This is a genomic window from Paenibacillus sp. FSL L8-0470, assembly GCF_038008625.1.
Taxonomy (GTDB): Bacteria; Bacillota; Bacilli; order Paenibacillales; family Paenibacillaceae; genus Paenibacillus_AQ.
Genome location: NZ_JBBOZM010000001.1, coordinates 1,823,216 through 1,845,648, shown reverse-complemented (window position 1 = coordinate 1,845,648; position 22,433 = coordinate 1,823,216). Strand labels below are relative to the sequence as shown.

23 protein-coding genes are annotated in these 22,433 nt (G+C 51.4%); 6 read left to right on the top strand and 17 right to left on the bottom strand.

The window, feature by feature from the left end:
* Nucleotides 1-78 precede the first annotated feature (78 nt).
* Together NST99_RS08565 and NST99_RS08560 are read right to left on the bottom strand one after the other, a co-directional pair.
* A complete protein-coding gene (locus tag NST99_RS08565; RefSeq protein WP_341091067.1) occupies nucleotides 79-2,463 on the bottom strand; it encodes a phosphoketolase family protein in 2,385 nt (794 codons plus the stop codon).
* A 264-nt stretch (nucleotides 2,464-2,727) separates the two neighbouring features.
* A complete protein-coding gene (locus NST99_RS08560; protein ID WP_038588026.1) occupies nucleotides 2,728-3,450 on the bottom strand; it encodes a GntR family transcriptional regulator in 723 nt (240 codons plus the stop codon).
* Between the two features lie 235 nt (nucleotides 3,451-3,685).
* On the opposite strand from NST99_RS08560, the gene NST99_RS08555 reads away from it, so the two are divergent.
* Complete coding sequence (locus NST99_RS08555; RefSeq protein ID WP_038588023.1) at nucleotides 3,686-3,865, top strand: hypothetical protein; 180 nt, start codon at nucleotides 3,686-3,688, stop codon at nucleotides 3,863-3,865.
* A gap of 155 nt (nucleotides 3,866-4,020) precedes the next feature.
* Here NST99_RS08555 and NST99_RS08550 read toward each other — a convergent pair whose 3' ends face one another.
* Nucleotides 4,021-5,085, bottom strand: coding sequence for a methyl-accepting chemotaxis protein (locus NST99_RS08550; protein ID WP_341091064.1), 1,065 nt, complete (start codon nucleotides 5,083-5,085; stop codon nucleotides 4,021-4,023).
* Nucleotides 5,086-5,097: 12 nt separating this feature from the next.
* A complete protein-coding gene (locus tag NST99_RS08545; RefSeq protein WP_341091062.1) occupies nucleotides 5,098-6,129 on the bottom strand; it encodes an FIST signal transduction protein in 1,032 nt (343 codons plus the stop codon).
* A gap of 80 nt (nucleotides 6,130-6,209) precedes the next feature.
* Between NST99_RS08545 and NST99_RS08540 the strand changes: the two genes are divergently transcribed.
* Nucleotides 6,210-6,380: a hypothetical protein gene (locus tag NST99_RS08540; protein ID WP_341091060.1), complete on the top strand. Its 171-nt coding sequence runs from the start codon at nucleotides 6,210-6,212 to the stop codon at nucleotides 6,378-6,380.
* Nucleotides 6,377-6,670: a hypothetical protein gene (locus NST99_RS08535; protein ID WP_341091059.1), complete on the top strand. Its 294-nt coding sequence runs from the start codon at nucleotides 6,377-6,379 to the stop codon at nucleotides 6,668-6,670. The genes NST99_RS08540 and NST99_RS08535 overlap by 4 nt, the downstream gene beginning before the upstream one ends.
* A gap of 131 nt (nucleotides 6,671-6,801) precedes the next feature.
* Here the strand turns inward: NST99_RS08535 and tyrS are convergent, their stop codons facing one another.
* The 6 genes from tyrS to NST99_RS08505 form a co-directional block, all read right to left on the bottom strand.
* A complete protein-coding gene (gene tyrS, locus NST99_RS08530; protein WP_341097592.1) occupies nucleotides 6,802-8,061 on the bottom strand; it encodes a tyrosine--tRNA ligase in 1,260 nt (419 codons plus the stop codon).
* Between the two features lie 484 nt (nucleotides 8,062-8,545).
* Nucleotides 8,546-9,916, bottom strand: a complete 1,371-nt coding sequence (locus NST99_RS08525; RefSeq protein WP_341091057.1) for an FAD-dependent oxidoreductase — start codon at nucleotides 9,914-9,916, stop codon at nucleotides 8,546-8,548.
* Between the two features lie 66 nt (nucleotides 9,917-9,982).
* Nucleotides 9,983-10,657, bottom strand: coding sequence for an SdpI family protein (locus NST99_RS08520; RefSeq protein WP_341091056.1), 675 nt, complete (start codon nucleotides 10,655-10,657; stop codon nucleotides 9,983-9,985).
* 2 nt (nucleotides 10,658-10,659) lie between these two features.
* Nucleotides 10,660-10,926, bottom strand: coding sequence for an autorepressor SdpR family transcription factor (locus NST99_RS08515; RefSeq protein ID WP_341091055.1), 267 nt, complete (start codon nucleotides 10,924-10,926; stop codon nucleotides 10,660-10,662).
* A 157-nt stretch (nucleotides 10,927-11,083) separates the two neighbouring features.
* Nucleotides 11,084-11,596, bottom strand: coding sequence for a MarR family winged helix-turn-helix transcriptional regulator (locus NST99_RS08510; RefSeq protein ID WP_341091053.1), 513 nt, complete (start codon nucleotides 11,594-11,596; stop codon nucleotides 11,084-11,086).
* Nucleotides 11,597-11,627: 31 nt separating this feature from the next.
* Nucleotides 11,628-12,092 carry a MarR family winged helix-turn-helix transcriptional regulator gene (locus NST99_RS08505; RefSeq protein ID WP_341091052.1) on the bottom strand — a complete coding sequence of 155 codons (465 nt, stop codon included), beginning with the start codon at nucleotides 12,090-12,092 and terminating at the stop codon, nucleotides 11,628-11,630.
* A 141-nt stretch (nucleotides 12,093-12,233) separates the two neighbouring features.
* Between NST99_RS08505 and NST99_RS08500 the strand changes: the two genes are divergently transcribed.
* On the top strand, nucleotides 12,234-12,689 hold the full coding sequence (locus NST99_RS08500; protein ID WP_341091050.1) for a CBS domain-containing protein: 456 nt from the start codon (nucleotides 12,234-12,236) through the stop codon (nucleotides 12,687-12,689).
* A gap of 74 nt (nucleotides 12,690-12,763) precedes the next feature.
* Here NST99_RS08500 and NST99_RS08495 read toward each other — a convergent pair whose 3' ends face one another.
* A complete protein-coding gene (locus NST99_RS08495) occupies nucleotides 12,764-13,369 on the bottom strand; it encodes a TetR/AcrR family transcriptional regulator (RefSeq protein ID WP_341091048.1) in 606 nt (201 codons plus the stop codon).
* 162 nt (nucleotides 13,370-13,531) lie between these two features.
* Between NST99_RS08495 and NST99_RS08490 the strand changes: the two genes are divergently transcribed.
* Nucleotides 13,532-14,419 carry an ABC transporter ATP-binding protein gene (locus NST99_RS08490; protein ID WP_341091047.1) on the top strand — a complete coding sequence of 296 codons (888 nt, stop codon included), beginning with the start codon at nucleotides 13,532-13,534 and terminating at the stop codon, nucleotides 14,417-14,419.
* On the top strand, nucleotides 14,416-15,228 hold the full coding sequence (locus NST99_RS08485) for an ABC transporter permease subunit (RefSeq protein ID WP_341091045.1): 813 nt from the start codon (nucleotides 14,416-14,418) through the stop codon (nucleotides 15,226-15,228). Before NST99_RS08490 ends, NST99_RS08485 begins: the two co-directional genes overlap by 4 nt.
* 376 nt (nucleotides 15,229-15,604) lie before the next feature.
* On the opposite strand, the gene NST99_RS08480 is transcribed toward NST99_RS08485, so the two are convergent.
* From NST99_RS08480 to NST99_RS08455, 6 genes are all read right to left on the bottom strand, one after another.
* Entirely contained in the window at nucleotides 15,605-16,582 is a 978-nt protein-coding gene (locus NST99_RS08480) for an SGNH/GDSL hydrolase family protein (protein ID WP_341091043.1), read from the bottom strand.
* Nucleotides 16,579-17,964, bottom strand: coding sequence for an FAD-dependent oxidoreductase (locus NST99_RS08475; protein WP_445744958.1), 1,386 nt, complete (start codon nucleotides 17,962-17,964; stop codon nucleotides 16,579-16,581). The genes NST99_RS08480 and NST99_RS08475 overlap by 4 nt, the downstream gene beginning before the upstream one ends.
* Before the next feature lie 28 nt (nucleotides 17,965-17,992).
* The gene (locus NST99_RS08470; protein ID WP_341091040.1) at nucleotides 17,993-19,006 is read right to left on the bottom strand and encodes a glycoside hydrolase family 130 protein; all 1,014 of its coding nucleotides are present in this window, start codon (nucleotides 19,004-19,006) and stop codon (nucleotides 17,993-17,995) included.
* 109 nt (nucleotides 19,007-19,115) lie between these two features.
* Complete coding sequence (locus NST99_RS08465; protein ID WP_341091038.1) at nucleotides 19,116-19,985, bottom strand: carbohydrate ABC transporter permease; 870 nt, start codon at nucleotides 19,983-19,985, stop codon at nucleotides 19,116-19,118.
* 13 nt (nucleotides 19,986-19,998) lie between these two features.
* A complete protein-coding gene (locus NST99_RS08460) occupies nucleotides 19,999-20,898 on the bottom strand; it encodes a carbohydrate ABC transporter permease (RefSeq protein ID WP_341091035.1) in 900 nt (299 codons plus the stop codon).
* A 71-nt stretch (nucleotides 20,899-20,969) separates the two neighbouring features.
* Nucleotides 20,970-22,388: an ABC transporter substrate-binding protein gene (locus NST99_RS08455; RefSeq protein WP_341091034.1), complete on the bottom strand. Its 1,419-nt coding sequence runs from the start codon at nucleotides 22,386-22,388 to the stop codon at nucleotides 20,970-20,972.
* Nucleotides 22,389-22,433 lie beyond the last annotated feature (45 nt).

Below are 22,433 nucleotides of genomic sequence, written 5' to 3'. Positions count from 1 at the left end.
AAAAAGTGCCTGCCCCTAATGCATACCGGGACAGGCACCTTCAACTTCATCATACATTTACAAGCAGATTTCTTAAACTTATTTCAAACTCTTCCAGACCCAATTCTCCACTTCCGGCAGGTCAATGCCCTCTTCACGGATATACTCATAATGCTTCTTAACCATAGCATCCATCTCATCCGCGATGGCAGTGTGTTTGTCAGCTGCAGGCAAGCTCAGAACAGCTTCCTTCGTCAGATCGAAACGGTCCATCTGATTCAGTACACGCATATCGAACGGAGTCGTGATGTCGCCGTTCTCACGGTAGCCATGCACATGCAGGTTATGATTGTGGCGGTCGAAGAACAAGTCTTTAATCAGGCCTTCATAACCGTGGAAAGCGAAGATGACCGGTTTATCCTTTGTGAAAAATTGATCAAACTCATCGTCGGATAAACCACGCGGATCAAGTTTCTGGCTTCTCAGCTTAAGCAGATCGACCACGTTGATATAACGGATTTTCAGCTCAGGCAATTTCTCATGCAGGATAGAGATGGCAGCCAAAGCTTCAATCGTAGGTTCGGTACCTGCAGAAGCGAATACAACATCAGGCTCTCCGCCTTCGTCCGTGCTGGCCCAGTCAATGATCTTGAGTCCTTTATCAACCAATTCCTGCGCCTCTTGAGCCGAGAACCACTGTGGACGCGGATGTTTGGACGACACAATCAGGTTGATCTTTTGACGGTCGTTCAGGATGGTGTCAAATACAGCCAGCAGGGAGTTGGCATCAGCCGGCAAATATTCCCGGATGAATTCCGGTTTTTTGTCAGCCAGATGACCCAGCAAACCCGGATCCTGGTGCGTATAACCATTATGGTCCTGCTGGAACACAGTTGAAGTTGCGACAACATTGAGTGAAGGGATATCAGCGCGCCAGCCTTGATCGGTTGCTTTACGCAGCCATTTGAAGTGCTGGGTAATCATCGAGTCCACAACACGCAGGAAAGCTTCATAACTTGCAAAGAAGCCATGTCGTCCGGTTAGTACATAACCTTCCAGCAGTCCTTCCGCCTGATGCTCCGATAATTGGGAATCAATCACACGGCCATACGAGGCGAGGAATTCGTCATTAGGTTCATTAATTTGATCCAGCCATTGGCGTTTGGTCACTTCAAACACAGGTCCCAGACGGTTGGACATCGTTTCATCCGGTCCAAAAATCCGGAAGTTGCGGTTATCTTCATTGAGCAGGACAACCTCTTTCAGGTATTTTCCGAGAACGGCCATATCCTGGGCTACTACTTTACCTGGAACGGAGTTATCAAGCACATAATCGCGGAAATCCGGCAGGCGCAAATCTTTGATAAGGTTGCCAGCGTTGGTAACAGGATTCATCCCCATACGTCTGTCGCCTGTCGGCAGGATTTCGGCAAGCTCTGCGTTCAAGCGGCCGTTCTCATCAAATAATTCTTCCGGTCTGTAGCTGTTCATCCATTCAAGCAAAGCTGGAGCATGCTTCATATTTTTCTGGTCAACCGGAATTGGCACCTGATGGGCACGGAACGAACCGGTATTCGGCACACCGTCCCATGCTGCCGGTCCAGTCCAGCCTTTAGGGGAACGGAAGACGAGCATCGGCCATACCGGGCGGGTAAGGTCGTTATTTTCACGCGCATTTTTTTGAATGGCTGCAATTCTTTCGACGATGGTATCGAGTACCTTCGCCATTTCCGGATGCATATGTTCAGGGTCTTCGCCTTCAACAAAAAACGGCTCCCAGCCCATGCCTGTAAAGTAAGCGGTGATTTCTTCCTTCGATTGACGGGACAGAATCGTCGGGTTGCTGATTTTAAATCCGTTCAAGTGCAGAATCGGCAAAACAGCGCCATCTGTGACAGGGTTGATGAAGCGGTTGGAGAACCATGATGCGGCCAGTGGTCCGGTTTCAGCCTCACCATCTCCCACAACAACAGCAGAAATCAAATCCGGGTTATCCAGAATAGCGCCAGCGCCGTGGGATAAAGAATAACCCAGCTCGCCGCCTTCATGGATAGATCCAGGAGTTTCTGGTGCAGCATGGGAAGCAACGCCGCCAGGGAACGAGAATTGTTTGAACAGTTTTTTGAGACCCGGGATATCCTGCGTAATTTCCGGATAAATCTCAGTATAGCTTCCGTCCAGATAGGAATTCGAAACCATGACCTGACCGCCATGACCCGGACCTTCAACATAGAACATGTTCAAATCATATTTAGTAATAACACGATTCAAATGGGCATAAATAAAGTTCTGGCCCGGAATAGTACCCCAGTGTCCGATAGGTTTAATCTTAATGTCAGCATCTTTTAAAGGTTCTCTTAACAACGGATTGTCTTTCAAATACAGCTGACCTACCGAAATGTAGTTGGTTGCACGCCAATATGCGTCAAGCTTTTCCAGATACGTTTTAGACGAATAATCGACTTTCATGGTTGATAATCCCATTTCATCCACTCCTATATATATATTGTTGCTTATTGCCATTCTTTTTCTCTACAAATACATCATACCTCTGCTCAAAATAAATACAACCTTTTTGACAAGTGATACGGTCCAATTTTGTGAAAATTTGAACATAGTATGAAAAACTCAGGAAAAAGGCTGTCAGAACACGGTTATATTGAAATTTATGTAAATACGTTACATCCACAAAAAAGTAAAGGATACAAAAAAATAAGACCGGGAAAATTCCCGGTCTTATTTTGCTCCTTAATGAACAGAAACAAACGTATTAAATTTCAAATATTGATAATGAAACCGCATATGGGAAAATTCAAAGGGAGTACCATTGTCCAAAAAGAAAATCCCCTCCATAATGCCAACAGGTTCATTTTCTTTCAAGTGCAGCAGCTCCTGATCCGTGGACAAGGACGGCTCGGCAAAAATAGATAAAAATGATTTGGTTACGGCCAGGTTCCGCGAGTCTTCCAGATAATTAAAAATGGAGCCCTCGATAATCGTCTGGTTTAAATCCTGGACGATTTTTATCGGGATATACCCCGTCTCTATCATAAAGGGATCATCATCGAACAGGCGCAAGCGGACGATTTTGTATACAAAATCATGGGGCCCCAGGAACAAATCCCGCTGCAATTCTTTGGTTGGCGGAATGACTTCGAAATTCAATACTTTGACTTTAGGTTTCTTGCCATGCATCTGGAAATTGTCGGTGACACCCAGATTGGAACCTTCGTAATTGAAGATGGATTCGTTTTTTATGTATAAGGGGTTAATAAACGTGCCTGAACCTCGTTTTTTGAAAATGATTCCGACGCTTTCCATTTTGGTTAATGCGCGCTTGATGGAGCTGCGGCTAACCTGATACGTTTCGCTAAGACTGCGTTCATCGGGTAATCGCATATCCGCAAACTGTCCAGCAAAGATTTTCATTTTAAGGTCATCAATTATTTGCTTGTAGACAAATTGTGTCATGGAGTACTCCCTCTCAGGTCTTCTGTAACAATTGATATGTATTCAAACAACCTCTTCTGTACTAACGAAAGGGTATGGATTAAAAATCAATATTAACTATATCATAATAATGAGATGGTTTATACTTTTCTCCACCCGATTTCTGCTAAATGAGGAAGTTTTATTTCAAAGAAAAACCTGATGATCTGCCGAAATATAAGAATGTGGCTATTTTTCCGGAGAGGGGGAGTTTATTATGCATATTGAAATCGTCAAAAGTCTGATCAGCCAAGTAACTGAAGAAGTCTTCTCAGAGAACAAGGATGCTATTGAGAAGGATGGAATTCAGAAAGAAAGCGTTGAATTGGCCGTTCAGTTATCCGCCTTAACAACAATAAAGATCCTTGAAAAACTTGAACTTATTGATAAAAACTAAACGTCTGTCTATCTATATTACATACACACTGACTTAGACAAGAACGCAAGCAACCCGCAGCAAGGGAATAATCCTTACTGCGGGTTGTTTTATTGACTTATTTCACGCGGCGGACCTTTTTACTTACCATTAAAACCGCTCTTTACAAACGGGCCTTATTCACGCCGGGCGGCTGTATCTCCCTCTTCATCAAGCTGCCTTAGCTCCGCTATCTGATGCAAGTGATTCAGCATCTGCTGAAAATGATCAGCTTTTTTCTGAATCGTAAGGACAAGCATCTCAAACTGTTCGGAATCCTGTCCTGATTTCTCTATGACATGCAGCAGATCGGCATTGATGCGTTCCACATTTTCAAGGCTGCTGTCCTGGGAAACCTGTATTTTCTCCAGATGCTGGAATACCTCTTCCTCCGCTTCGACGATCTCGTTCATATAAACGGTCGATTGGCCGATCCGCTCGTTCGTCTCTGCCATGGCCCGTGTTCCATCACTGGACTTGTTGTGCAGCTGTTCTATCACGCCTGTCATCCCCGACAGCGAACCCATAATTTCTTCCACATGGCTGCGGGTCCGGTCGGCAAGATTGCGGATTTCTGAAGAAACGACCGCGAACCCCCGTCCATGCTCACCAGCCCTTGCCGCCTCGATGGCTGCGTTCAGGGACAGCAGATTGGTCTGCTCAGCGATTTCCGTAATAATGCCTGCCAGCTGCCCAATACTCTGAAAATGCTGGTTTAGCTCTTGATTTAAAGACACAAACTGGGTGAATATCGCCGAGGCTTTTTGCATTTCAGCAGATATCTGTACGTTGGCTTCCTTCGCATATTCAATTTTGTTTGAGGAAAACGCGAGACTGCCATACATTTCATTGATAAGCCTTTCAGTTTGCTCGCTGTTGGCTTTCAAATGCTCCAGCAGCCGCTGAGTTCCGCCGATCTGGCTGATCATCTCTCCGCTTCCCGCGCGCAGAGCTGCAAAATCCTCTACCATCCGTCCCTCTTCCTGGAGGATGAACCCGGTTTCGCGGCTGATCTGCTCCGCCAAGGAATAGGCATGAATGCCATAGGATAATGGCTTGGAGACGGGATTCAAATCATTACAGGTGCTTGATTGGCCGGGCATACTGTCCTTTTCTGTCTGGATGACGCTGCCATGAGTTTCTATATCCGCGTCACGGCTGCTTTTCCCCCATGAAGCACGCAGCTTGTTGATCCATTGCATAGTGAGTCCCCCTTAGCCGACCAGCAGTAATACCATTGTCTGGTTGGCATGCTTTGTGTAATATTGCTCCCCGTAGCTGATGAAGCCGGCGGTGTTCCCGCAGAACCCGATCATCTTGTCGTCAAATCCTGCCCACAAGCCATCCCGGAGGAACAGCCTGTCGCGCAGCGTACAATTGATGTTGAGTACAAAAGCAGGCTTAAACGGAATCTCACGCAGCGTCTGCTCCAGCACCACAAGCGGGTCAGCCGCGCTAAGCACCTCCAGATAAGTGCTCGGCATCAATTGGCTGTAGAAGGTAATAGACTTGTCCGGATTGATGACCATCGGAGATGCAATAATCAGATCGTCTTCGTATCTTTTGCCCAGCGGGTTGCTCAGGAAATGTCCGGCTAACAGGTCTTCCTTCACATCCAGCACACGCGCATATTCTTCCGCCGCCGGGCGGCCGTTAAACGAATATACCGTTCGTCCAAACACATCCGCTTCTGTTACCAGCAGTTTCATTCCGGTCGGAACGTATATGTTTTCTTTGATCAATGCGGTACGGGCGGTCAAGTTGAAAAAGATTCCCAGGTTGCGCACCCGGCGGCTTCCGATAAAAAGATAGGTCTCTCCGCTCTCATCATCCGCTGCGCTTCCGCCAAGCACCTTGAACTCTTGATCGATAAAATAAAGCGAGGAGAGAATCGTCTCCTCCATTGCAGCCCTTCCGTCGCACAGCAGCAGCAGAAACGCATTCACATTGTCTTTTACTTTATGGTACGAGGCCTTGAGGTTATCGCCGCTGAGCACGGGCGGGTGCAGAATCTCCACAATATCGGCGATATCCGCATCGTATTCAAACCCCGAAACCACGCCGTTCCGGTAACCCTTCGGGGTATATTCACCTTTGGTCGAACATAACACGGCATTTGCAGGCGCATGCGGGGACAGTTCCCTGACTGCACCAGCGGAGGCGAACAGCACGAGACCACGGCCGCCTGGCTTCTCGCCAAGGTAACGTTTGGCTTCGTCCAATGTGTCAAAAGATAAAGCTTTCATTATGTATCACAACCTTCTTTCGCGGGAAGCTTCCCTTATAAACTTTATTGAAAAATTTAGCTTTTATTTTCAATTCTCTAATGGTAAAACAAGAATGGGGATTGTTGTCTGTGAGCAATGTCGCAGGCAGCTTGAAGAATCACAATTCCAAGGCTGAAAAGGCATACGCCTATAGGTCAGTTGAGCGCATGCCCGAAAGCCTGTATGATGAACGTACAGTTACCCGAAAGGACAGGAAAGAAGGTGCATGATGACTTATTCACAGCGTTCAACCCACAGCGCAGCCTCATCTGACTTCACGTATCTGGAGTACCAGATTGGCATTGCCGGGGAAGAATTGAAGCAAGCTGAACATGCCGGAAAAGCTTGTGAGGCAGATTTGAACCGGTTAAGAACCTCTCCTGCGTATGACCCGGCGGCTGATGCCTCCGAGGAGGAGAAGCTGCTGGAGCAGGCAGCCAGACAACAAGCCTTAGCCGAAGCTATCCGCACAAGTCTCGCCGGACTTGAGGATGAGCTTGCGAAGCTTGAGGATGAATGAACATCTGATCAGCCAAGTGGAAACGGATAATTTATAGCGGGAAGCATATAAATACTTTTATTTACAAAAAGCCGCCGAACCTCTCAGGGTTCGGCGGCTTTGCCGCATGCGGGTCATCGCGTAGTACGCTATTAGGTCAGTTTCACCAGACTGTAATTTTTCTTGCCCTTGCGGATGATGATGAATCTTCCGCCGATAGCGTGATCAGCTGTAATCTCCACTTCAAGCTCACTCACACGCTCACCGTTAATGGAGATTGCTCCTTTGGTGATATCCTCACGCGCCTGGCGTTTGGACGGCTCAACCCCTAAGTCCACCAGCCATTCCACGATATTTTTCGATTCAGCGGCTGTGGTATAGGTCGGCATTTCCTTGAAGCCTTCCTCGATTTCGTCTGCGGTCAGGGAGCGGATATCCCCGCTGAACAGGGCAGCGGTGATGCGTTTTGCCTGCTCCAGCAGCTCTTCGCCATGAACAAACCGGGTCATCTCTTCGGCCAGTGCTTTCTGAGCTTCCCGTTTATGCGGTTCGGTTTGTACTTTTTCGGCAAGTGCTTCGATTTCCGTCTTACTCAGGAACGTGAAGTATTTGAGGTATTTCACCACATCGCGGTCATCGGTGTTGGCCCAGAACTGGTAGAACTCATACGGCGTCGTTTTCTTAGGATCAAGCCACACGGCACCCCCGGCGGTTTTGCCGAATTTGGTGCCATCCGATTTGAGCATCAGCGGGATGGTAAGACCAAACACCTTGGCTTCGCTGCCTTCTTTTTTACGGATAAGATCCAGTCCGCTCGTGATATTGCCCCATTGGTCAGAGCCGCCGATCTGCAGCTGCACATCCTCATGCTGGTACAGATGCAGGTAATCAATCGACTGCAGAATCTGGTAGGAGAATTCGGTGAACGAAATCCCGCTGTCGAGCCGGCTGGAAACGACATCTTTGGCCAGCATCGTGTTGATGCTGAAGTTTTTGCCGTAGTCCCGCAGGAATTCGATCACGTTAATGTTCTTTGTCCAGTCATAGTTGTTGACCATACGCACCTGGTTATCACCGTCAGTAACAAACAATCGCTTCATTTGAGCAGTCAGCGCTGCAACATTCTCCTGCACCTGCTCCATCGTCTGCAGCGAACGTTCACTCTGGCGGCCGCTTGGATCGCCGATCGTGCCGGTTGCCCCGCCGATCAGAATTACCGGACGGTGTCCGGCGAGCTGGAAACGCTTCAGCATCATAAAGGGAATCAAATGGCCGATATGCATGCTGTCGCCTGTAGGGTCTACGCCGCAATAGAGCGAAATCGCCTTCGTATTCGTTAGTTCCCGCAGTCCTTCCGCATCCGTCTGCTGATTAATGGCATCGCGCCATTCCAGTTCATCAATAATGTTCAACATGATACAGCCCCTTTTGTGTAATTATTCGTGTTCTTTGGATTTACGTTGAAGCAAGCACAGCAGCTGGGTTTCGGAGGATTTGGCCAACAAAAAAATCGCCCCCTTGTCTATGAAGACACAGGGACGACTATAATTAACCGTGTTACCACCCAAATTGCACGAACACTTAACAGCTGTGTCCGTACCACTTTCAGCGAGTTATCGTTCGCTTCCTTCCGCTTGGCGTTACCCAAGATACTCCGGAGTGTAATTCGCAGTCCATGTGTGTGCCGGGTTCCATCACCCCCCGGCTTTCTGTGACAGGGACAAAGGCTGCTACTGTCTCGTTCAACGTATACCAACTATAAGATTACAGAAAGTATAGCCAATTCAAAATTTATTGTCAATGCGGCGGCTGTGCGTAAACCTGATCTGCGTCTAATACCTTATTTACAGCACCTATTTGAAACCGGCTGCTCTATTGAGATTGATAATAATTAGCCTATTGTGCCAAACTCTTTACTGCTTCCTTCCGCTCCGCTTCATCCCCAAGCCAGGCTCCCTGCCCGATCAGCAGCTCCTGCAGCCGGTCTACCGGAACATCCCGCGAACTGCCGGACATTGAGCTTGCGAGATACGCCGCTGTGCCCGCCGCCTGGCCCATGGCGAAGCAGTTTGGCATAACGCGCAGCGAGCCCTGCACGATACGGTCAGAGGATACGGCGCGTCCGGCCACCCACAGGTTATTGATGCCTTTGGGCAGCAGCGCCCGATACGGAACACCGTGGGATCTGCCGTTCGGCAAATGCTTGATCTCCATTGCATCCTTGGAGGTGGTCAGATGGATGTCAATAAAGTACGAATTGCGGGCGATGTCGTCGTGGAAAGAAGCCATATTCAAGAAGTCCTCCTGGACCAGAACATAATCTCCAACAATCCGGCGTGTTTCACGAATGCCGATCTGCTCCCCGGAAGCGGCCAAATGCGCGTTCTCGAAACCCGGAACATAATTGCGGAGAAACTCGACCTGCACCTGGATGCCCTTACGGCCCTCAATGGCGCCTCGTGTCAGATCCTCAGCCTTGGTCCCGTCAATGCCGAAAATATGCCCGAAATTCACCCCGACCCGGGTATCGGAAACCCAGGAAAAGCCCGACACTTCCTTTCTTCCAAGAGGAAGGTCACCGGCAGCCTGCGCCTTCTGGACGAGTGCGGAAATCTGCCCCGTATCGCCGCTTTCGCGTAAATATGCTTTGAACCGGGAGCGGTTCACATCACTGAGCAGATAGCACATAGTGCCTGGCTGAAGCTCACCCTGTTCTCCGCCCTTTTGAAACTCTGCACCCGCCAGAGCGGCAATATCCGCATCGCCTGTAGCGTCTATGATATAGCGGCATTTGATATAGGAGCGACCCGTTTTGTTGACAATGACCACTCCATCCACAGTTGCGGAGTCATCGCCCAGAATAGCCTGAGGAACAAAGGTATGATATAACACTTCGGTACCGCTTTCAATTACCGCTTGCTCATAAACCCGTTTCAATACCTCCGCATCGATCGGCACCCAGTCCAGGCGGTCGCCGTACTCAGCGATAAATCCTGGCCTGCAGCTGCGCTTCATGCTCTCCAGCAGCTCCAGCCCAATGCCCCGGACGACCGGTTTTTCGTGGTCCGTATAAGGGCAGAAAGCGGGAACCAGCGCAGCTGTTCCCATTCCGCCCAAATAGCCTCTTTGCTCTACGAGCAGCGTGGAAGCTCCGTTTCTGGCCGCCGCCAAAGCCGCCGCGATCCCTGCTGGCCCGCCCCCCACCACAAGTACATCCACTTCACGGCTTACCTCAATCTGATCGGCTGGCAGAATTATCTTAGTCATTGCAAACCCTCCTATGTTCTATCCTTTCACTAATATTATATAACCCCATAAAGCTTTACTTTACTTTCACTTTAGTTTCATTTTTGCTTTCACATAAACGATTGGCACTATATTCACCACTGCGAAAATCGCAATTGCCGCATATAGCGCCCACCAGCCCGGCAGCAAGCAGCCCAATACCATTGCCGCACCCCCGGCGACATACCATTTTCCAGCGAAGCGCTGAGCCCTGAACCATGCCTGTTCATCTCTCATCGTCTCTTTGGTCCGCAGGCCTGCCAGGGAATTCCGTCTCAGCTTAGGCATCCGGTTGCCGGTAAGCAGCATAATCAGTCCGAGCATCCCTGCAGCAATCCGCACAAGATCCATTCCCGAGAAGGCGATACTGTCTGCTTGCACAAATAATGCCTGAACCGATATTCCCGCAAACAGCATGGTGCTGCATAGGGTGGTAATATCCAATATTTTGGCGATGGATCTTGCGTTGTCTTCGCCTTTTTGTGCGGCGCTTCGAATAATGAAAAAGAAGATCAGCTTAAAGAATATGAACCCCATCAGGCCTAAAGCGGCCAGAAAGGGTACCTCCGGGCTGGATTTGGGCACAAAGCGGTCGGCATTCCCTTTAATGTCGAAGTGCATCGGCACCATGTCCGGCATTTGCGGGTACAGATAGAGATATAAACCCATTGGAATTAAGGCAACAAGCAGGGCAATGATGCTGGTCATCTTGAATTTGAGCATCTTCATTCCTCCTCTTTGAACGCTAGAATCCACTTCATTACATCATCAAATACACTGGTGTTCAGTTCATAATAAATATACTTCCCGTCCCGCTCGGTGCGGACCAGATCGGCCTCCCGGAGTATGGACAGATGATGCGACACGGTCGCCTGCGTCATCTCAAAGCGTTCGCCGATGCTTCCTGCAGTCATCCTTCCGCCCTTCAGCATTTCGAGCATCTCTCTGCGGTATTCATCCGACAGAGCTTTGAAAGTATCCTTAATTCCCATGCGCACCTCCCGTTAACAATTAGATAAAAATCATTTCGAAATATTTCTATATGTAGGATATTCCATTTTCACTAAAATTACAATTGGGGAGCTCCCGATTATCCATGAACGTAGAATAAGCCTTGGAAGATGATCCAAGGCCCTTTATTTCTATTTTCTAAACTATTATTTCCTCAAACATACCCTGACTGGACACCAGCTGCTCTCTCACCTCATCCACCACATTCCGCAGGCGTTCACAAGTTTCAATCAGCTGGTTGACTTCTTCCCGGCCCACCTTCTCAATAATCTCGTTCATGACGCAGGAATACCGCTCCATCTTCTTGTTGAATTCTGTCTGTCCCTGTTCCGTAAGGCTGATGTAGATCACTCTGCGGTCTGTTACAGACATGGCGCGTTCAATATACCCCTTCTCTTCCAGAGAGCTGACAACCTGCGAGGCGGTCGGTCTGCTGATTTGCAGCAGCTCGCTTATTTTGGAGATCATGACTCCCGGACATTCCGGCGCCTCCGGTTCTCTACTCTCTTTCTTCATCATGACATTGATGGCGGACATCATAAGAAATTCCCCGTGGGGAATCGAATCATTCCATTTGGTGCGGGTGGTCAAGCGTTTGAGGTTCTCAAAAACCATTAGCAGCTTTTCTTCTTGACTATCCTGGGGATTCATAAGACACCTCCGGTTATAGTAGGTCACACCCTTACATTTCTCGAAAAATAGCGTCGTTCAGCTTCTGCAGCAGCTGCCCGAAATTCTCCCGTTCCTCTTCGCTCCAGTCCTCCAGCATTTTGCCGACCTTGTCCTGGCGGATATCCATATTCTGTTTCAACATGTTAAGTCCAAGTTCAGAAATCTGCAGCGTATAAGCCCTTCCGTCCTGCGGGTCTGGTTCACGGAACAGATAACCCTTCTGCTCCAGCGTTGATGCCTGTCTGCTGATCGTAGAGATATCCAGCCGGAATTCCTCAGACAGCGCCTTTACACCGGCCGAGCCGTGCGTGGCGATTTGACGCAGCAGCAGATAAGCTGAGAAGTCCAGCATGCCGAGTTTTTTATACGTGCTCATTGATGTCAAACGGCGGCTGAGAATTGACATTTCCAGTTCTATGGTTTCTATCGGACGTTTCTCCATGGCAGGTTGTGACCTCTCTTTCAGCTCAAGCATATGATAGTGATACAAGTAATTTTCATAGGAATACACGGATGATTATTGACATCACCATGGCAACTTGTATAATACAAGTATATACTTTCATTATACAAGTTATTCTTATAAAAGCTAGTGAATTGTTACTGGGGGAACTTTATGAAAGCTCATGAATTTATGATCACTCAGGTCTACAAGGTCAAAGAATATGATACCGTTCGGACCTTTATTGAGAAATGTATTCAGCACCGGATCAGCGGCATGCCGGTCATCAACGACAGAAACGAAATCGTCGCTTATTTAAGCGATGGAGACATTATGCGCTATATCGGCAAACATGATGATATCATCGTTGATTCCTTTTTCCAATTGAATGTGATTAAAGGCGATGAGGATGAGTACGAAGAACGGACCCGGAAGCTGCTGAATCTTAATGTGATGGCAATCGCCAAAAAGAAAGTCATCACGGTTTCCTGGGACGAAGACATCGAACGGATCGCCGCCATTCTGGGTAAAAAACAGATCAAAAAGGTTCCGGTTGAACGCGGACGTGTGCTCGTAGGCATTATCAGCCGCGGCGACGTCATCCGCCATTCCTTCAAATCCCTGCTCTAGCCGCGCATCGCTTCGAAAAGATAGACATCTTCCGGCTGTCCTCCCCAGTTGCGAACAGGTGACAGGACAGCCGCTTATACCTCGGGAAGCTCCTGCCCGCAAAGCCCATAAAATATAAGATGCAGCAGCTCATCCAGAAAAGCAGTCTTATCCTTGTGTTTTTCCATCGCCCCAAGCATTTCCTCGGAACTCTTCATGTAGACTTGAATTATCATCAGGAACGCCTCTACAGAGACCTTATCCGAAATTTCACCGCTCGCTTTTCCGTCCTCCAACATTTTGACCATCAGTGGAAGTATGTTGGTATCATACTGCTCCTGAATGAACGCATACATCTCGGGATCATCAAACAGGACCTCCTTGATCAGCGCCGGGGACAGGTTGTAATACGTTTCTTTCTCCTTGAAAATCGTGTAGCTGATCAGTTCCCTCAGCGACTGTTGCTTCAGCATTTCTTCCTCGAATTCACGGATGGCCCGCTGAATAAAATCCTTGAAAGACTCCTTAAGCAGCTCCTCCTTGCTGCCAAAATAATTATAAATCGTGACCTGCGAGACTTCCGCCTCCTTGGCAATATCGGCAATCCGCAGCCGCTTCGGCTCCCAGGTCCTCAGCATGACCATGGTTGTCTTCATAATATTCCCCTTGATCATTGCCTTTCTCTTCTCGAAGCCGTTCATGTCCTTCACCCTAACTTGACGATTTAGTGTACAGTCAGAAAAATAATGAAATATAATTTTCATATGAGTTCATATTTATATTGACTTAGGTAATTCCTGGGACTATTATAACATATGAAATATACAGTCACTAATATTTCATTATTACGGCGGGGGTGCAGCATGCTGAAGGTAGAGGGCTTAACCAAACGGTTTTCAAACGGCAGAGGGATTGAAGAAGTATCGTTCACGGTAGCGAGAGGCGAGGTGTTCGGTTTCCTGGGGCCTAACGGAGCAGGGAAATCAACAACGATCCGGCATATTATGGGATTCATGAAGCCCGACCGGGGTTCTGTCACGATTAACGGGCTGGATGTCTGGAAGGGACAGGGAACGGTGCAGAGGCACACCGGGTATTTGCCCGGTGAGATCAACTTTATTGACGGCATGACCGGCAAAGGTTTTCTTGATTTCATGGCTTCGATGCAGGGTGTGAAAAACTCCGCCAAACGTGAACAGCTGATCGACCGGCTGCAATTTGATGCCGCTACCCCAATCCGCAAGATGTCAAAGGGTATGAAGCAGAAGGTTGGAATTGTTGCCGCCTTCATGCACAGCCCCGACGTTATTATTCTCGATGAACCAACCTCAGGCCTGGACCCGCTGATGCAGAAGGTATTTATTGAACTCGTGCTGGAGGAAAAAGCAGCGGGAGCCACCTTCCTGATGTCTTCCCACAGCTTCCAGGAGATCGAACGCACCTGTGACCGGGCAGCAATTATCAAGGACGGGAAGATCATCGCCGTCAAAAATATTCATGAGCTGCAGTCGATGCAGCGCAAGCTGTTCGACATCATTTTTGAAACGGCCGAAGAAGCGGAGCGTTTCGCCCCCTCCGGCCTGCAGGTGCTTACCCGTGAAGGAAACCTGGTGCGGATTGCCGTACAGGGCAATTACAATGAATTCACCCGGGAGGTCGCCAATTTCCGGATCCGGAGTCTGGATGTATCGACGCAGAACCTGGAAGATATTTTCATGAATTATTATGATCGTGAGGCGGGTGTCCAATGAATCTTCCACTCTATAAAGAAATGATGCGGGTCAATTTGAAGGGCATTATGAATTACGCCTTTGGTTCTGCTTTCTATATCGTGTTTATGATCTGGCTCTATCCGGGACTTGCGGACAATACGAAAGCCATTGATGATCTTGTAAAAGCCATGCCCGAGGGGGTCAGCAACGCCTTTGGACTAAGCAACGGCTTCGCCAATGCCGAAGCCTTCATTGCGGGAGAATATTACGGGCTCATCCTAGTGCTGATCCTGTCCATCGTTTGTGTGCAGATGTCTACCCAGCTGGTAGCAAGGTTAGTGGACCGCGGCTCGATGGCCTATCTGCTGTCCACGCCGACCACACGCCGCAAGGTCGCTTTTACGCAGGCACTCGTGCTGATCACTTCACTGTTCATTATTATGGCTGTAACCACACTGGCCGGATTCGCCGGCAAGCTCTGGTTTCTTGGTACGGAATATGAATTCGGCATGGGCCGGTTTACCCAGCTTAACACCGTTGCGTTCCTGCTGTTTTTTGCCATTGGCGGCCTTGTCTTTCTGGTCTCCTGTATATGTAATGACGAGAAGAAAGCGTTCGGGATTTCCGGAGGCATTACCTTCGGTTTCTTCACAATCGACATTCTCGCGAAAATCACAGATAAGCTGGATGTGCTGCGCTACTTCACGTTGTTCAGCTTCTACCGCCCCGGCGATATCGTGCAAGGCACGACGGATGTCGCCTGGATTTCCTTCTGGCTGCTGCTGACCGGTCTGCTGGCCTTCGCCGCAGGCATCCAGATTTTCCGGCAGCGCGACCTGCCGTTGTAAGCCAGGGGGATCAAAGGTACTTTTGCACTTCATTCTACTGAATAGACCGTGGATGGGGGAATTCAAAGGTACTTTTGCACTTCATTCTACCGAATAGACCGTGGATGGTGAATTCAAAGGTACTATTACACTTCATTCCACCGAATAGACCGTGGATGGTGAAATCAACTGCACTTTTGCGTGCGGATTCCTGATACTTGTACACGCTCAGTGAGAGTCCGCACCTTCGTGTCATCAAGTTTGCGAGAGCGCTGCAATTTTTTACATTGCATCAGCTCTATACAAATAAGAAGTTACCGTCCTTAGCAAAGGACGGCAAAAAGGGCATCCCCGCAGATTATCCTGCCGGCAAGGATGCCCTTTGCTGCTATGCGGATTACCGCAGAATCCGCTCCGCAAACCGGGCGCCGAGCAGCTCATAGCCCTCGGCGTCGGGATGCAGGCCGTCCGGCAGGCGTTCGCTGTCGGACGCGCCGAACCAGGACAGGCCGTCGCGGTAGTGCATACGGCTGTCCCCCCGGGCCCGGAACACTTCGACGGTCCGGGCTATTTCTTCACGCATCCTCGGGAGCGTGAAGCCCAGCTTGTTCGGCTCGGTCTCGCGCTCCGAGCCGTAGATCGGCGAGATCACGAACAGCGGAGTGAGCGGATGCCGTTCGCGAATCGACAGCAGCATGCCGATGAGCGCCGGGGCGAAGACACGCGGGCTCAGCGTGGCGGCGCCGTAGACGTTCACGCCGACACAGAGCGTGATCAGGTCGGCGGGAAGGCTGGCGATCAGCCGTCCCGCCATCGGCTCCAGCTGGCAGTTGCCGGAGAAGCCAAGGCAGGTCAGGTTGTAGCCGCTGCGCGCTGCGGCGATGGCCGGCCAGGTGCGCGAAGGGCTGGAGGCCGCCACGCACTGGGTGATGGAGCTGCCGTAGGTGACCCACCTCGGCCGGGTATCCGGCAGCGGACGCGCGGCTGCGGCATCATCAATCCATAGGCCGGTCACTGTCAGGCCTATGTTCTGCGACAGGTAGATCTCCAGCATCTCGCACCCTGCGGGAAGATTGCCGAAGACGGCGGATATCTCTCCTGCAGGGAGACGTAGCGACAGGAACAGCTGCCCGTCTATGAGGCAATCCATTGCCGCTGGCTCGGGCAGCGGGGTGAATGACAAGGTCAGCGCGGAGGAGTCGGTGTGCAGCCGCAGCCGGACCCCGGCGCAAATTTCCGCCTTGCCCTCAATGCCGTCCGGCGGGTACAGCGCGTAGTCGGCGTAAGGAATCCGCCAGGGCTTAATCCCCTCCTGCCGGTGCTCCAGCGACACCGCGCCGTGAAACCAAGCGTCCATTAAGGGAAGCTGCTTCACAGCCGCTCCCCCTCCATCACACCTGCATCATCCGCTGGTGTGAAATTCTCCCCCAGCCACACATCCTGTGCCAGAAGCCGGTGCTGCAGCTCGGGAATGGAGATGCTGCGCGAATCTCCCCCGTCGCGCAGTGCCAGCGCCGCTGCCGTTCCGCAGGCCTGGCCCATCGAGAAGCAGTTTGGCATCACCCGCAGCGAGCCCTGAACTGCCCGGTCCGAGGACACGGAGCGTCCGGCCACCCAGAGATTATTGATGCCCACAGGCAGCATGATCCGATACGGCACACCGTGGGATACGCCTGGCGGCAGATGGTTGAAGGTCATGTCGCTTTTGCTGGTGGCAAGGTGGATGTCAATATAATAAGCATTGCGGGCAATGTCATCCGGGAAGCTGCGTGCAGCAATGAAATCATCCACAGTCAGCATGTAGTCCCCCTGAATCCGCCGCGTCTCCCGGATGCCAAGCTGCTCGCCGCTGGCCACCAGATGCGCATGCTCGAAGCCCGGCACATAACTACGGAAGAACTGCAGCTGGCGCTCCGCCGTCCGGCGGCCTTCGATCGCGCCCCGCGTCAATTCCTCGGCTTTCGTCCCGTCCACGCCGAACACATGGCCAAAGTTGACGCCGACCAGATAGTCACTGATCCAGGCTAGGCCAGAGATCGACTTGCGGCCTTCCGGCAGCGCGCCTTCAGCCATCGCCTTCTCTACCGTCCGGTGCAATTGCCCGGTATCTCCCGTCTCCGCAAGGAAAGCATTGAACTTCGGACGGTCGACATTGGCCAGCAAGTAGCACATGCTGCCTGGCTGCAGCTCGCCCGCTTCGCCGCCCTTCTGGAACGGCACGCCGGACAAGGCAGCAATGTCCCCGTCACCCGTGCAGTCAATGATATAACGGCAGCGGATGAAGGAACGGCCGGTTTTGTTGACGATGATGACGCCCTCGACCTTCCTGCGGTCCTGCGACAGCACAACATCGTAGACAAAGGTATGGAAAAGCGGTATGACCCCGCTTTCCAGTATGGCATCGTCATAGACGCGCTTCAGCACCTCGGGATCTATCGGCACCCAGTCCAGCAGCTCCCGGTATTCCTCGCGGTAGCCGGGATCGCAGGCTTCCTTCATCCGGTCCATCAGCTTCAGCCCGAGGCCGCGGATAATTGGCTTCTCCTTGTCGGTAAACGGACAGAAGGCCGGGACAAGCGCAAGTGTGCCCATTCCGCCGAGAAATCCCCGCTGCTCCACGATCAGCGTGCTCGCGCCACCCTGTGCGGCGGCAATCGCGGCGGCAATGCCGGAGGCGCCCCCGCCGATCACCAGCACATCCACCTCACGTGACACCGGAATGTCGGCAGACGGCAGTGTAATATGGTCGTAGTTCATCATGAATCCTCCTTGAAAGTACACTAGTTTATGGGGTCTTCGTCCCTTCGAGACAAAGACGGAGCAGATCATCCACATGAGCGGTTGCCAGGCATTCTACCGTATCGGCGGCACCATAATAAATTTTGACCTCGCCATTATCCTCCAGGATCATGCCGCCGGGGAAAATGACGTTGTTGCGGAATCCCCCGCTGATTTCGTAAGAGGCCTCCGGTGACAGCAGCGGGGCGGCAGCGCGGCCGATAATCTTCCCGGGGTCCTGCAGGTCCAGCAGCATAATGCCCGCGGTGTAACGCTTCTTCCAGCTGTCTTCCCAGCCGTTTTTACCCCGGCTGCGGTCAAGATCCACCGCATGGAACGTGGTAAGCCAGCCTTTGTCCGTCTTGATAGGCGGCGCCCCCGGGCCGACCTTGTCATTGGCATATGCCACATCTTCAACCGCCAGCAGCAGCCGCGAGTTCCCCCAGTACTTCAGATCCGGTGAATCGCTCATCCACATGTCGAAGCGGTCAATGCCACCGCGGCTGTACACTGGCAGCGGACGCTCCAGCCGGATGTATTTGCCGCCGATCTGCTCCGGGAACAGCACCATGTTGCGGTTATCCGGCAGTGACAGGCTGAGCACCTCGAAGGAGCGGAAATCGTCGGTGACGGCGATGCCGCCGCGCAGACCGTGCTTCGTATCCACGGCAAAGCACATATAGCAGCGCTCCCCGATGACCGTTAACCGGGGATCATACACCCGGGTCACTTCTTCATCCTGCCACGACCAGCAAGGTTCCGGCTGCACTCCCCACTTGATCCCGTCGTCGCTGAAGGCCAGGCCCAGGTTCGTTGTGTGATGGGGAGCGACAAGCTGCTTCGCTTCATCGCCGTAGTCATTGCGGAACACCATCACGTATTTGCCTTTAAACTTGGTAACGCCCGCATTGAATACCATGGCCGGGCCGTAAGGCACATCGCCGGGCGACAGGATGGGGTTCAAGGGATGGCGCGAAATCAACGGGCTTGAGCTCAGCAGCCCTATTATAAATTCACTCATATGTGTAATCTCCTTTACGGGTGTGTATTGCTTCCTTTACAAGCTGTAGTCTGGAAAAACGGCGGATGCAGACTCATTCCTTGCCTCAGCCTGCTCCAGCCGCGGGCAGCTAACCTTTCACCGAACCGGCCGTAACCTGGATAAAGGTCTTGTTCGCCACAATATAAGCGAGCAGCATCGGCAGTATCGACAGGCAGGCGCCCGCCATCATCAGATGGATCTGCATCGCCGCAGAAGAGCCGTAGCGGAGGTTCGCCAGCCCGACGGTCAGTGTCTGCAGCTTCGGATTGGTCATTGTGAAGACGAGCGGCAGAATGTATTCGTTCCACGAATGGCGGAAGGCGAACAGTCCGGCCACACCCAATCCCGGGGTCAGCAGCGGCAGTATAATCCGGAAGAAGGTACGGATAAATCCGGAGCCGTCGACCATTGCCGCTTCATCCAGCTCCCGGGGAATCGCCTTGAAGAAACCCTGAAGCATGAAAAAAGTGCTGGAATGGGCGCTGATCAGGATCAGAATGACTCCCCACAGCGTGGTATTCAGGTGCAGGGCGACCATCAGATCGAACTGAGGGCGCAGCACAATCGCTCCGACGGAGATAAACATCATCGATGCCTGAACCGTCACATACAGCGATTTGCCGGGAAAATCACGCCGGTCGACCACATAGGCCGCCATCGAGGCCACCAGCAGCGTACCTACCGTAACCATGATGGAGACAAACGCACTGTTCCACGTATAGCGGGCAAAGTTGGCTTGCTTCCACGCTTCCGCATAGTTGGCAAACTGCAGTTTGGCCGGCAGCAGGCTGCCGCCGGTCATCATCTCGGCGCCGGTCTTCAGCGAACCGGAGAGTGTCATTGCCAGTGGAAACAAGGTCAGGATCGCCGTTGCCAGCAAAAACAGCCACATGACCGTCCGGGCCACTATTCTGCCAGCGTTGCCGGCAGGCTGTTTGGATACCGCATGTTCGTTCATCTTGATAGACCTCCTAATAAACCTTGTTCATTTTTCGGCTGAAAAAGAAATAGAGTCCCGTAATCGTCCCGACAATCACAGCGGTCGCAAAACCCACGGCACTGCCATAGCCGAGCTGCTGCGCCACCGGAGAACCGGTAGATACCGGGAAGAGCAGTTTGTACAGATAGAGGTACATAACTTCGGTTTTGCCGATTGGCCCGCCCTCCGTAATAACCATGATGCTCTCATACCCCTTCAGAGAGGCGATAATCGCCAGCATTATGACCATCTGGGCAACCGGGGCCAGCATCGGAAGCGTAATATGCCAGAACCGTTTTCCGGCGTTCGCGCCGTCAATGGCCGCGCTCTCGTACAGGTCCTGCGGAATGCTCTGCAGTCCGGCCAGGAACAGCAGCATGTAGTTGCCGACCGCTCCCCACACCGCCACCAGAATAACGGTCAGCATGGCATGCTTGGGACCTAGCCAGTCGATAGGCTGGGAAACGAGATGCAGCTTCATCAGAACTGTGTTAACCATTCCGTTATAGGAATTAAAGATGTTATAGAAAACGACAGAAATGACTGCGGTACTGATTACCGTCGGCATAAAATAAATCCCGCGCAGCAGGTTACTCCCCCGCAGCTTGCCGTTCAGGATTACCGCCAGCAGCAGAGACAGCGGGAGCGTCAGCAGCAGTTTACCCCCGGCAAAAATGAACGTATTGCCTACCGATTCCCAGAACAGGCTGTCACGCGCCAGCCTGCGGAAGTTCTCAAGCCCGGTGAACACTGCTTCTCCATATCCGGCGTAATCGTAGAACATATAGCGCAGCATCCAAATCAAAGGATAGATGCCGAGTGTCAGTGTAAGGATGATGCTTGGCAGCAGAAACAGGGAATTTTCCCCGAGCCGTCTCCATTTAAAGTTCATGATTCATTCCTCCTTCGGGGAAAGAAAAGGGGCGTTTCGCTGGAAGTCCGCAAACGCCCCATCCTTGCCTGTTATTCTCCTTGCGGCTTGCTTGGATTGAACGCCGGGTCCGGTGTAACCTTAACCTCGCCCTTCTCAACCGCCTTGGTCAGAGCAGCGTTATATCTGCTGTTCAGATCCTCAGCAATCGCCTTGGCATCCCCGCCGGACAGCATGTATTTGAAGAAGGCGTCGGCATAGGTTGCCCCTTCCGGAGTGACACCCGGCGCAGCCGGCCAGAGTGAGTCATGCTCACCGACAAGGAACCCTTCCATTCCTTTAATGTCCGGATTTTGCGCCTTCTCGACAATGCTTGGAACTACAGCGATGCCGAAGCCTTTCTCGTGATAGGTCTTCAGAATGTCGTCGCCGTACATGTATTGCATGAACTTCCAGGCCGCTTCCTGATGGGCGGATTTGGCGTTGATCCCGAGCCATGTGCCGGCGGATACGATTTCCGAGGTTCCTTTAATCTGGCCATCAAGTGTTGGTGCCAGGGCACCCGCCCAGTTGATCTCTGTCGGGAACTGATCCTTGTACACTCCCGGCTCTGTCGAGAAGGAAAGATACATCCCGATCTTGCCTGCGGCAAACTGGGCACGCAGCGGGTCGATATCCAGCGACTCGGCACCCGGAAGAATACTGCCGTCTTTATACATTTGCTTGAAATATTCAATTACCTGGGCATATGGAGCGAAATCGAACTGGCCGGTCTTAAGATCATAGCCAAGACCTTGATAGCCGCTCAGAGAGAGAATTTCCCGGATGGAACGGTCAAACGCCTGCTTCGGATTTTTGAAGTTCAGCGCGAAGCCGTAAATGCCTTCAGATTTGCCGGCTTCGGTGATTTTTTTGGCATCGTCCACCATTTCCTGCAGCGAGACCGGCGGATTCTGGATGCCTGCTTTGGTGAAAATATCTTTATTATAGACAAGGCGCATGGTCAGCCCCGTATTGGGCAGCGAATAGACCTTGCCGTCGAACCGGTTGACGTTGTCGATCATCAGACTGCCGAACTTTTGGTTCATGCCCTCATCCAGATAGGAATCAATCGGGGCCAGGTAACCTTTTTTTACAAACTCGGAGGTGTTGGCGCTCTTGAGTCGGAGCACATCCGGAGCCTGGTTACTGGAGAACGCGATGTCGACGCTCTGCGCATAATTCTCGGACAGAACAGTCAGCTCTACCTGAATATTGTCTTTGTTGGTCTCGTTGAATGTATTGATCAGTTCTTTAATATATTCCTGATCATGCCGGTCATCGGTCCAGTACTTCAGCTGTACCGCTTCGCCTTTAGCTGCTGTATTGCTGCCAGCTTCAGCTGTTCCGGCCGGAGCATCGGGTTCAGCCGCCCCGTTCGTGCTGCCGTTGTTGCCGCTGTTATTTCCGCAGCCGGCGATACCCAGCGCCAGCACCAGGCTGAGGCCAAGACCCATCCATTGTTTACGCATACCTTCTACCCCTTTAATTGATAATGTATTGTGAGCTCATATTGA